Annotated in this window: 11 protein-coding genes; all 11 read left to right on the top strand. The window is 50.6% G+C overall.

All coding sequences use genetic code 11. The features are described from left to right. Positions 1-83: 83 nt before the first annotated feature. The 11 genes from panB to NST07_RS22345 all read left to right on the top strand — a co-directional run bounded on the left by panB (position 84) and on the right by NST07_RS22345 (position 11,718). Positions 84-950 carry a 3-methyl-2-oxobutanoate hydroxymethyltransferase gene (gene panB / locus NST07_RS22395; RefSeq protein ID WP_341094461.1) on the top strand — a complete coding sequence of 289 codons (867 nt, stop codon included), beginning with the start codon at positions 84-86 and terminating at the stop codon, positions 948-950. Between the two features lies 1 nt (position 951). Then, the gene (panC, locus tag NST07_RS22390) at positions 952-1,842 is read left to right on the top strand and encodes a pantoate--beta-alanine ligase (RefSeq protein WP_341094459.1); all 891 of its coding nucleotides are present in this window, start codon (positions 952-954) and stop codon (positions 1,840-1,842) included. After that, entirely contained in the window at positions 1,835-2,218 is a 384-nt protein-coding gene (gene panD, locus NST07_RS22385) for an aspartate 1-decarboxylase (protein WP_038594422.1), read from the top strand. Before panC ends, panD begins: the two co-directional genes overlap by 8 nt. A gap of 112 nt (positions 2,219-2,330) precedes the next feature. After that, positions 2,331-2,972 carry a hypothetical protein gene (locus NST07_RS22380; RefSeq protein ID WP_341094456.1) on the top strand — a complete coding sequence of 214 codons (642 nt, stop codon included), beginning with the start codon at positions 2,331-2,333 and terminating at the stop codon, positions 2,970-2,972. 116 nt (positions 2,973-3,088) lie between these two features. Continuing rightward, entirely contained in the window at positions 3,089-5,950 is a 2,862-nt protein-coding gene (gene dinG, locus NST07_RS22375) for an ATP-dependent DNA helicase DinG (protein WP_342480204.1), read from the top strand. 89 nt (positions 5,951-6,039) lie between these two features. Further along, on the top strand, positions 6,040-6,732 hold the full coding sequence (locus NST07_RS22370; protein ID WP_341097724.1) for a redox-sensing transcriptional repressor Rex: 693 nt from the start codon (positions 6,040-6,042) through the stop codon (positions 6,730-6,732). Then, positions 6,719-8,020 (top strand): amidohydrolase, encoded by a 1,302-nt coding sequence (locus tag NST07_RS22365; RefSeq protein ID WP_341094453.1) that lies wholly within the window; start codon positions 6,719-6,721, stop codon positions 8,018-8,020. The genes NST07_RS22370 and NST07_RS22365 overlap by 14 nt, the downstream gene beginning before the upstream one ends. Before the next feature lie 61 nt (positions 8,021-8,081). After that, the gene (locus NST07_RS22360) at positions 8,082-8,600 is read left to right on the top strand and encodes a DUF5590 domain-containing protein (RefSeq protein ID WP_341094451.1); all 519 of its coding nucleotides are present in this window, start codon (positions 8,082-8,084) and stop codon (positions 8,598-8,600) included. A gap of 561 nt (positions 8,601-9,161) precedes the next feature. Then, the gene (locus NST07_RS22355; RefSeq protein WP_341094448.1) at positions 9,162-9,347 is read left to right on the top strand and encodes a hypothetical protein; all 186 of its coding nucleotides are present in this window, start codon (positions 9,162-9,164) and stop codon (positions 9,345-9,347) included. Between the two features lie 333 nt (positions 9,348-9,680). Next, positions 9,681-10,223, top strand: coding sequence for a hypothetical protein (locus NST07_RS22350; protein ID WP_341094447.1), 543 nt, complete (start codon positions 9,681-9,683; stop codon positions 10,221-10,223). After that, a complete protein-coding gene (locus NST07_RS22345) occupies positions 10,216-11,718 on the top strand; it encodes an AAA family ATPase (protein ID WP_341379129.1) in 1,503 nt (500 codons plus the stop codon). Before NST07_RS22350 ends, NST07_RS22345 begins: the two co-directional genes overlap by 8 nt. Position 11,719 lies beyond the last annotated feature (1 nt).

Raw genomic sequence — 11,719 nt, 5'->3', positions numbered from 1 at the left:
ACCTTTTTAGCGGACCATGCTAAAAGGTTTTTTTGTTTGCGCGTTTACGCGTATTTTAACTACGAAAAGGGGAATGGGAGCAAATGGCAGACAAACATGCACTGAATATTGTGAAAATGAAAAAAATGAAAACGGACGGTGTGCCGCTGAGCATGCTGACCGCTTATGATTATCCTTCAGCCCTGCTGGCCGAAGAAGCGGGGATCGATCTGATTCTGGTCGGTGATTCGCTCGGGAATGTTGTACTGGGTTATGATACAACCCTTCCGGTAACGATTGACGATATGGTCTATCACACACGTTCCGTGGCGCGTGGTGCGCAGAATACGTTCATTGTGGCGGATATGCCGTTTATGACGTATCACGGCAGCATTGACGAGACGCTGCGCGGTGTGCGCAGACTGATGCAGGAAGGCCGAGCGCAAGCCGTTAAAATGGAAGGCGGGCTGGAAATTTGCGGGGCTGTATCTGCCGTTGTTGCGGCCGGTGTTCCGGTGCTGGGCCATATCGGTCTGACACCGCAGTCGGTCAACATGATTGGCGGCTACCGGATCCAAGGCAAGGACGCGAAGGATGCGCAACGGCTGATGGATGAGGCCAAAGGACTTGAAGCTGCCGGGGCTTTCGGCATTGTGCTGGAGCTGGTTACGGAAGAAGTGGCTGAGGCGATTTCCAAAGCGGTCAGCATTCCAACCATCGGGATCGGCGCAGGCCGGTACTGCGACGGACAAGTCTTGGTCTTCCACGATCTGCTGCAATATGCTTCACCTTACCGGGAGAAGCGTTTCGTTAAGACCTACGCTGATGTAGGCAGCCTGATCCGTGAGGGAATCGGCAGCTACATACAGGAAGTGAAGAACCGTTCCTTCCCGGCGGAGAATCATGTATTTAATGCGGATGAAACTGTATTGGAATCTTTATACGGCGCTGCCGGAAAAGGAGCGAAATAAGATGAGAGTCGTTAGAACGATTGAACAGCTGCGTGAAGCGCTTGAATATATGCGTAAGGGCGGGCATACTCCCATCGGCTTTGTGCCGACCATGGGATACCTGCATGAGGGGCATGCAAGCCTGCTGCGCCGCGCAGGGGAAACGAGCAGTACGGTAGTGATGAGCATTTTTGTTAATCCGCTGCAATTTGGGCCAAATGAGGACTTTTCCTCTTATCCGCGTGACGAGCAGCGTGATTTGGAGCTTGCAGAGCGTGAAGGAGCCGACATCGTATTTATTCCCAGTGTGGAAGAGATGTACCCTCAGCCGATCCGCACCCAGGTATCGGTCTCTTCGCTGACCACACAGCTGTGCGGGGCATCCCGCCCCGGGCATTTTGATGGAGTCACCACAGTCGTAAGCAAGCTGTTCAATATGGTACAACCCGATTACGCCTTTTTCGGACTCAAGGATGCCCAGCAAGTGGCGGTTTTGCGCCGGATGGTAGCTGACCTGAATATGAATGTTGAAATCGTGGCCTGCCCGATCATCCGTGAAGGCGACGGACTCGCGCTTAGCTCACGCAATGTGTATTTAAGTGCAGAGGAACGCAGCCAGGCTCTGGTATTGTCCCGTTCGCTGCGTGAGGTTCGCCAATCCATGGAAGAAGGCAAGGTCCGGACGGTTGACGATGCCCGGAAACTGCTGGTGTCGGTCATTTCTGCTTCTCCGCTTGCCGTCATTGATTATGCGGAAATATTGACCTTCCCGGGCCTGGAAACGCTGGATGGTGCTTCATTGCTGAGTGATGCTGACGGCGAAATCATTATTGCACTTGCCGTGAAGTTTGGCAGAACCCGTCTGATTGACAATAATGTATTTAATCCCAAGGAGGTTGCGACCCTTGTTTAGACATATGATGAAATCCAAAATACACCGGGCAACGGTTACCGAAGCCAATTTGAATTATGTGGGCAGTATCACCATCGACGAGAACCTGATGGAAGCAGCTGATTTGCTTGAGAACGAAAAGGTACAGATTGTCGACAACAATAACGGCTCCCGGCTGGAAACCTATGTCATTCCGGGACCACGCGGCAGCGGTGTCATTTGTTTGAACGGAGCAGCGGCCCGGCTTGTTCAGCCTGGGGATACTGTCATCATCATCTCCTACGCGATGCTTTCCGCCGAAGAATTGGCAGGGCATAAACCAACTGTAGTTTTTGTGGATGGCGAGAACAAGCCGGTGAAGCTGGCCGATCATGAGATTCATGCTACTATTGCTTAATCACCAGACCTAAGCCATGTAATCAATGGCAGGGATGAAGAGCCCCCCACTTGCGAAAAATGAAGGCAGGCAAGCTTAGGCTGATTTCATTTTCAGTAAGGGGGGATGTCCCATGTTTCAACAATTATTTGCTGAGATGAATAAGATGCTTCAGGAGATCGCCACGGATTACCCTACTTCGGAGGGTGCCCGCCGGGATGACCTTTTATGCAAGTACAACATGCTTCACCGGCTTAGCGATGAGGTTATGGACGAGTGGCTCGCCTTTGCCGAGAAGTTGAGTCAGTTCCGGGAACATGCGGAATTTCCGCCACAGCCGGACGAAGAGATGCCACAGCAGGAAGCACCTGAGCTTTTCATGGATTCTTTTGTCAGAGGGCAGGGCTACTACAAGCTGTTGATGTACCGGAAGTGTATTGATCAATTTAAGGAAGTTATTGCGCAGCACCCCGACAGTCTGGCGGCACGCCTGTATTTGGCCATGGCCTATCTGCAGGAGGGCGACGGGGAGACCGCATGGGGGCATCTGGATCATATGCTTGCGCTGATTCGCGAAAGCAAGCTGAAGGCGATGATCTACAATGCGCTGGGGTGCATCAGGGCTTCTCAGGAACGCTTCAATGAGGCAAAGGAGCTGTTCAGCCTTTCTTTGCTTCATGACCCGTCACTCCCGGAACCGAATGTCAATCTGGAGGTTTGCCGCAGGCGGGGAGGGAAGCTGCAATTCGGAAAACAGCTTGTTTCGCTTTTGTAATCATAGCCCACTCATTTAAGCGATGCATCCACTTCAACAAGCGGTGTGCATCGCCTTTTTTCGTAACTTCTGTTATGCTGATAAAGAGTCTCAAGTGAAAGGGAATAGAACTTATAATGAAATTTGCCGTGCTTGATTTTGAAACTACGGGAACCCAATCTGTGGGTGAGATCATCCAGGTTGGCCTTGCCATTATAGAAGAAGACCGGTCCATCTCCCGGGTGTATGGTTCTTACGTCAAGCCCGGAACACCGATTCCTCCTTTTATTACGGGCTTGACCGGTATCACCGATGAAGATGTGAAGGATGCGCCAGAGCTGGATGAGATGATGATGGAGCTCGTCCCGCTGCTTGACGATGTAGTGCTTGTTGGACATAATGTTGCTTTTGATTTCCATTTTTTGCAGAATGCTTTAGACCGCTGCGGCTATTTGCCGTTTCAGGGACGGATTCTGGATACGATCGATTTCCTTAAAATATGCTTTCCGTCACTAACGACCTATCAGCTGGGTGCGGTAAGTAACCATTTTGGCATCACTCATGACCGTCCGCACCAGGCGGACAGTGACGCAGAAGCTACAGCGATTGTGTTGCTTAAATGTCTCGAAGAGCTGTATAGTTTGCCTCTGCTGACCATTCAGCGTCTTAACGAGCTGTTTGCCGATGAAGACAGTGACTTGGCCTGGTATTTTGACGGCCTGCTGCGGGAGCACGAGATGGAGACCTTCCAGCCGGAAGGAGAGCTGAATTTTTACCGTCAGCTTGCACTGGCTGTAGGCGACTGGACTGAGCTGGCGCCTCCAAGAGAAGAAGGTGTTGGCAATCCTGTGGAGAATGTATCCTTTGGGGATTATATGGCCGAGGTGACCAAACGGCTTAAGGATACGCTTCCGCAATATGAAAGCCGGGAAGCCCAGGAGATCATGATTGGCGAAGTGAATACGGCCCTTCAGGAGGACAAACATCTGCTGATCGAGGCAGGCACCGGAACCGGCAAATCGCTCGGTTATCTGCTGCCGGCCATTTATCAGAGCGTACGTACCGGGCAGAAGGTTATGGTCAGCACCCATACCATTAACCTTCAGGATCAGCTGCGCGAACGCGATATCCCGCTTCTGACCAGTGTTGTGCCTTTCCCGTTTAAGGCTGCGATATTCAAGGGGAGAGGGCACTATTTGTGTCTGCGCAAGTTTGAACATAAAATAAATAAAAAAGACTTCGTAAGTCCCCGGGAAGAAGCGCTTACGGCAGCGCAAATGATCGTATGGCTGACCCAGACGGAATCGGGTGACGATGAGGAGCTGAATTTGAGCGGTCGCGGCGGGGATTTCTGGGAGACGGTAGCCAGTGATACCGATTCCTGTCTGGGCCGTTCCTGTCCGTGGTTCCGCAAATGCTACTACCACCGGGCCAAACATGAAGCAGGGATTGCCGATGTGGTCATTACCAATCACTCCAAGCTGTTCGCAGACGTCAAAGCCGGGCACCAGCTGCTTCCGGCTTATGAGCATCTTGTCATTGACGAGGCCCATCATTTGGAGGATGTGGCGGGCAAGCATCTGGGCATGCAAATGAAGTATTTCACGGTAGCTCACACGCTTACAAGGCTGTATAAAGACAGCCGCAGCGGCCAGCTGCCGGCACTGCGTCAGACTCTGCAGTCCTCGGGCAGTGAGCAGGCTTCGGAGTGGAGCGGCGTAATTGATAAAATCTATCCCGACCTGCTTACCGTGAAGGAAACTTGGGATACACTGAGCGACAAGCTGTTCGGCCTATTGCCCGAACGCAGCGATGCAGCGGCAGGTGAAGCCGGCCAGCTGGTCACACGCCTGCTTCCCGGCAGCAAGCCCAAAGATTGGGAAGAGCTGGCGGCGCTGGAGAATACGCTGCACTTAGCCCTGAGCGACATCATCCGCAGGGGTGACAAAATGCTCAGCGAGATGCGCGATACGGAGAGTCAATCGTCTTCGGACAGCCTGGTGACTGATATCGGAGGCTTATTCAAGGATTTGGCATCCATCCGGGAACAAATCCGCTTCTTTATGGGTCTCAGTGACGATAATATCGTGTACTGGATGGAAGGGAGCGGCAACTACCGGGGCAAGTCGCTTCAGCTCTACGCCGTGCCTGTCGATGTAAGCAGCCAGCTCAAGGATCTGTTCTTCGACAAGAAGAAGAGCATAGTGCTGACCTCGGCCACGTTATCGGTCGACAAGTCCTTTCAGTTCATGATTGACAACCTTGGTCTTTCTGAAGCCTCAGAGCAAGGGCGTCTCATGACAGCGCTGCTGCCTTCACCGTTCAAGTACCGTGAACAGGCGCTGCTTGTCATCCCGCGCGATTTCCCCAGTGTTAAGGGCAGCGTAGGCGATGCGCGTTTTGTAGACAAGCTGGTGCATTCGCTGGCTGAAGCGGCGGCGGCGACCAAGGGGCGGATGCTGGTGCTGTTCACCTCCTACAAAATGCTGCGCCAGGTTTATGATCCGCTGAAAGAGGCCTTGGCTTCCCAGGACATTACGGTTTTGGGCCAGGGTGTGGAGGGAGGCAGCCGCAGCAAGCTGATCCGGCGTTTTCAGGACAGCTCTGCATCGGTATTGCTTGGAACAAGCAGTTTCTGGGAAGGAGTCGACATCCCTGGCGAGGCGCTGACCTGTCTTGCGATTGTAAGGCTGCCGTTTCAGCCGCCGAATCATCCGCTTGCTGAGGCAAAGGCAGAGCTTCTGCAGGCCCAGAAGAAGAATCCTTTTATGAAAATGTCTGTTCCACAAGCAGTTATCCGGTTCAAGCAGGGTTTTGGACGATTGGTTCGTACAGCGCAAGACCGGGGAATTGTTATTGTATATGATACCAGGGTCATCGAAGCTTATTACGGGAAGTACTTCCTGTATTCACTCCCTGGTCCGAAGATGGAGCACATGCTTACCGATCAGATGGTTCCGCGGATTGCGGAATGGCTTGACGAGGGCGGCGTTTCCTAATCTGTCATTGTATATAAATTTTTTTTATCTCTTTGTGCCATAGGCTGTGTCCCGTTCGTGGAGCGGGCACTGCACGTGGTTATCATACGATATCGCGTCAGTGCAATTCTAAATTAGGAGGAGAAAACATGAAATCGGATAAAATATCGGAGGCCGTCGTTCGCAGACTCCCAGTGTACCTGCGTTTCCTGAACGATCTCCAAAAGCGTGAAATCTCAACCGTTTCTTCTCAGGAACTCGGGCAGAAGCTGGACCTTAATCCGGCGCAGATTCGTAAGGATCTGGCCTATTTTGGTGATTTCGGCAGAAAAGGCATTGGATATGACGTGTCTTATCTCATCGAAAAGATCCGTCATATTCTGAAGCTGGATCAACAAATCAATGTGGCCCTGGTAGGTGCCGGTAACCTCGGTCATGCCTTGTCCAATTACAATGCTTATCTGAAGGATACTATGAAAATCACCGCTGTATTTGATTCTTACGCTCCCAAGATTGGACAAAAGATCAACTCTCTTACGGTTCAGCCAATGGAGGAGCTGAGTCAGACCATCCGTGATCAGGGAATCCGGATCGGGATCATCACTGTACCGGACAGCGAGGCACAGAATGTGGCTGATATTCTGGTAGAATCGGGCATCGAGGCGATCCTGAATTTTGCACCGGTCATTCTGAAGACACCTGCAACCATCCGGATTCATGCTGCCGACTTTACGACTGATCTGCAAAGTCTGGCGTATTATTTACATGATGGAAAGGAAGGAATTACAGATGAGCAGCAATAAGATGATAATTGCAAACGGACGTTTTCTGGTTCCCGGAAGCGAGAAGCCGGTCCTGAGCGGTTATATGACTATAGAAAATGATTTGATCACATACATAGGGGAAGAGAAACCCGTTTTTGAACAAGGCACAGTGACGCTCGACGGCAGCCGCCTGCTGTTCATGCCGGGTCTGGTCAATACCCATGGCCATGCTGCGATGTCGCTGCTGCGCGGCTACGGGGATGATATGGTCCTTCAAGCCTGGCTGCAGGAGAAAATGTGGCCGATGGAGGAGAAGTTTACGGGAGATGATGTCTACTGGGGCACTTCCTTATCCGTTCTGGAGATGCTGAAAGGCGGCACAACCACCTTTTTGGATATGTATGATCATATGGACCGGGTGGCCGAGGTGGTCGAACATTCCGGCATCCGTGCGGTGCTGATGCGCGGTGTTATTGGTCTATGTCCTGAAGAGGTGCAGAACCAGAAGCTTGCGGAAGCTGTTGCGTTCGCCCGCAACTGGCACGGCAAGGCTGACGGCAAAATTACAACCATGATTTCACCGCATGCCCCGTATACTTGTCCTCCGGACTTTTTCATGCGGTTTGTGCAGGCAGCACATGATCTGGACCTGCCGATGCATACGCATATGTCGGAAACGCTGCGTGAAGTGGAGCAGAATGCCGCTGATTACGGCCTGCGTCCTGTAGCGCACCTGGAGAAGCTGGGAATGTTCACCCGCCCGTCCTTAATCGCCCATGGTGTCCATCTGAACGATGAGGAGATCGAAATCCTCGCCCGCCACAAGGTGGGGGTGTCCCATAACCCGGGCAGCAACCTGAAGCTGGCCAGCGGGGTTGCGCGGGTGCCTGAGCTGCTGAGAGCCGGAGTCAAAGTTTCGCTGGGTACGGACGGGGCGGCAAGCAACAATAATCTCGATATGTTCGAGGAAATGCGGCTTGCAGCACTGATCCATAAGGGCGTCAGCGGGGATCCTACCGCAGTTCCCGCACCGGAAGCGCTGCTGATGGCCACGCAGTACGGGGCGGAATCAATCTTCCTGAACCAGGTGGGCCGCCTTGCAGCAGGGATGAAGGCTGATTTTATTGCGATTGATATCGACCAGCCCCATTTACTGCCGCATAGCGACTTGCTCTCCCACGCCGTGTATTCGGCCAGCGCCAAGGATGTCGAGCATGTCTGGGTGAACGGCAAGCAGATTGTGAAGCATGGTCAGTGCCTAACACTGGACGAGGAAGAAATCCGCCGGAAGGCGCAAGAAACTTTTGAAGGGCTGCTGAAGCGTTAATTCGACTGCCGCCGTAGTTGACATTATGACGTTTCATATATTAAGGAAAGGAAGCTGCATTTTGAGGAAAAGGAAAAAATGGCTTCTGCTGGGGATCGCTCTGTTTCTGCTCATTTTGTTCGGTCTAAGCCAATTTTATGCCTATATCATGAAGGACCAATGGAATGAACGCAGCGCGGCCAAAGAAGTTGCCAAGACCCGGGCGGGACTTACTGAGATATCCAAGGCGCAAAAATCGGTATGGGACGAAAATTCAGTGTACTGGGTGCTGACAGGGAAAAATAAAGCCGGTACGGATCTGATGGTGTGGGTACGTTTCACCGTAGACGGTAAGCCGGCCGGCGGTGATAACGGAGTTTATGCGGAAGAGCTGGCCAAAGGAACCTCGGAGAAGCAAATCCGCTCCATTATAGCCTCCCAGCTACCCGGCGTCGATATTAAACGGCTGCTTCCGGGAGTATATAATGGAGAGTACGCCTGGCAGCTTTTTTACAAGCAGGAGGGACGTTATTATTACAAGTTCTTTCGTTTTGCGGATGGTACAGCAATCGGGGATGGATATACTTTGCCGAGCAAGTAGAGGCAGGCTTGCAATAACAAATGAAAAGCGGACAAAGCGGACAAAGCGGACCAGTGCTTGTCCGCTTTTTTGCATAATATTGCTAATAAGTTGAACTAAAGCGCAACCGAGGCAAAAGCAGCAGAGGGGAATTTTGGAACTGTAGGAGCGATAGGCATTTTTTTACTCTGACATTTTGTGAAATTTATATCCTATCTTTTTTCAAGGTATCCCAATTTGATCCGGTTGCTGCTAAAGAGTTAAACCGCCGGAACCCCGTAGACCCACCGGCTTTCAAAGAAGATTATGATTTTGTTCAGGTGAACTCAGAAATGCTTGAGGCAGGAGTACATAAAATAAGGCGCGATATTACGTTGTCCTGTTCCAGAGAAACCGCAAAAAACGCCTGGGTTCAGCATGAGCTGGCTGCCAGAATCAAGAATTACATAACGCAGAGAATTCAGGGGGGGGCTATGGAGAAGAATTCCATGGGTGCAAGATATTACAAACTGTCTGAACTCTTGAAAGGTGAGAAAATTGTAACAAGCAGTAGATAAAATTAGTTGATGATGGGGGAAGGTCGTGGATTATTTAACGTTAGCGGTGTACGTAGTTTCTCTTGCAGTTGGATTGGGAGCAGTGAAATATGGGAGAATGAACAAAAGGAGGAAGCTGGTGGCTCTTGGCTTTATTATCCTTTCCTTTGAAATAGCCTTGCCAGTCCTTTCATTTGCCGCCGGGTTTATGGATGCTGTGGGTATATATTGATGATACTGAGTACATAACGAAGTATATACAAATAGCAATATCGAAGTCAGGAGAAATTAATATATTAGCAGAATAGAAAAGGGCCTGAATGGATTAATCATTCAGGTCCTTTTTGCCGATAAAGGAGCAAGGATTGAAGGGAATGCCCAGAAATTAGTATCAAAAATTTTAAATATATTCACACTTTCGTGCGAAATCGTATATACACCTGTGATATACTTCTACTTGTATTAAGACATGCTTAAGAGCATGTCAGTCTCGGATGGGCGCTAGACACGCTATTTATTGCAAATCATATATTTAAGTTTGGTCAACTTGAGAGGAGGACGTTTCTTGAAACTGCGTCTTGTGCCTGTACTGCTAACGTCTCTGTTGTCTGCTGCACTGCTCTTTGGCAGCTTTTATGCTTATCGTCAATTTGCGGTCCATGAGCCGCTTGATAAGATAGTATCGGCTTATGAAGGTGTTAATCATTCACATATTACTATTAACCGCAATGAGGTAACCTTGAAACTGGATTTGAAACCTGGCACGAAATTGCGCGAGCTGGTGCAATACGTGAACACTGAAGGCAAGTCAGCCATTAATGGACGGTCGCTCAAGCTGGACGTTGATCAGCATTCCAGTAAACTGCTGGACGAATATTGGGATAAAGCGATGTTCTCAGTAGCAGAAGCGATGGAAAGCAAAAAGTATACACTTATACCTGCTAAACTAGATGGATTGAAAGAGCAATTTCAGGAATACAAGAATGTAACTGCAACAACTGAAATTGATGACAACAACGTCTATGTGAGCCTGAGCAACGGTGAAGAGAGCAAGTTCATCATTTTACCGCGTGCAGCGGCAACGATGGGAGTGTGGAACAATGCCTAAGTGGTGGAAAGAGATTATAGCCGGATTTGTTCCGGTCCTGCTGATATTTATGGCTTTTGTGGGCATTAACATTATTCCTGTCATCATAGCAGCCGGTATGGTTTGTGCACTCCTGGTGATCGCCCATTTGCGCGGCGGGTTGACGGTGAATGCGGGCGGGGACAAGAAACGCAAGAAGAATGGCCCTTCCAAGCTTACGTTTGAAGAAATCGGCGGTCAGGATAACGCGAAGCAGGAGTTGCGGGAAGCGCTTGATTTCCTGATCCGGCACGAAGAAATCAGCAAGTTCGGGATTCGTCCGCTTAAAGGGATCTTGCTTACAGGCCCTCCGGGAACTGGTAAAACGCTGATGGCCAAGGCTGCGGCTCATTATACCAATTCCGTGTTCGTTGCCGCTTCAGGCAGTGAATTCGTGGAAATGTACGTCGGTGTCGGTGCCGGACGTGTCCGTGACTTGTTCAAGGATGCCCGGACCCGTGCAGTGAAAGAGAATAAGCAAAGCGCCATTATCTTTATTGATGAAATTGATGTTATCGGCGGCAAACGTGAAGGTGGCCAGCAGCGTGAATACGATCAGACGCTTAATCAGCTGCTGACCGAGATGGACGGGATCTATAACAATGATACACCGCGCATTCTGCTTGTTGCGGCAACAAACCGCAAGGAAATGCTGGATTCAGCGCTGCTGCGTCCCGGCCGCTTTGACCGTCATATCCAGGTGGATATGCCTGACAAGAAGGGCCGCAAATCAATCCTCGATCTGCATGCCAAGAATAAGCCGCTGCATGCTGAGGTGAATTTAGACAAGATCGCCGAGGAAGCCTACGGATTCTCCGGTGCACAGCTGGAGAGCGTCATGAACGAAGCGGCGATTTATATGATGCGCGAGAATCTGACCGAAGTCGAGCAGCGCCATCTGGCGATGGCGATTGACAAGGTGATGATGGGCGAGAAGACTGACCGCGAAACCAATCATGAAGAGAAACAGCGGGTGGCCATCCATGAGCTTGGACATGCTATTATGGCGGAGCTGCTGCGTCCGGGCAGCGTCAGCCAGGTTACCTTGACTCCGCGTGGACAAGCACTTGGTTATGTTCGTCATAACCCGCAAACCGAGCAGTATTTGTATACCAAGGATTATCTGGAGAATCAGATTATGATCGCGCTTGGCGGAGCAGCTTCCGAGGAGATGTATTATGGGGGCCGCAGCACAGGTTCACGCGGCGATTTCGATCAGGCGCTGAATATTGTCGAGACCATGATGAAGTCGGGACTCACGTCACTTGGGATCGCCAACCTGGAAATGGTAACTACAGAAGAGCTGATGAAGGAAAATAGCAAGATTCTGGATGAGCTCATGGTTCGTACCCGGGACCTGCTGGAGAAGCAAAGAAATGTATTTGATTACTCTCTTGACATTTTAATGAAGGAAGAAGTCCTCTCCGGAGAGCAATTTCGTTGTCAATTTCGTGACAGTGTCCTTTTACCGGCATAAT

It is taken from the genome of Paenibacillus sp. FSL L8-0340 (assembly GCF_038593145.1).
Classification (GTDB): domain Bacteria; phylum Bacillota; class Bacilli; order Paenibacillales; family Paenibacillaceae; genus Paenibacillus_AQ.
The sequence above is the reverse complement of the archived record's forward strand: the minus strand, read 5'-3'. Positions and strand labels throughout refer to the sequence as shown.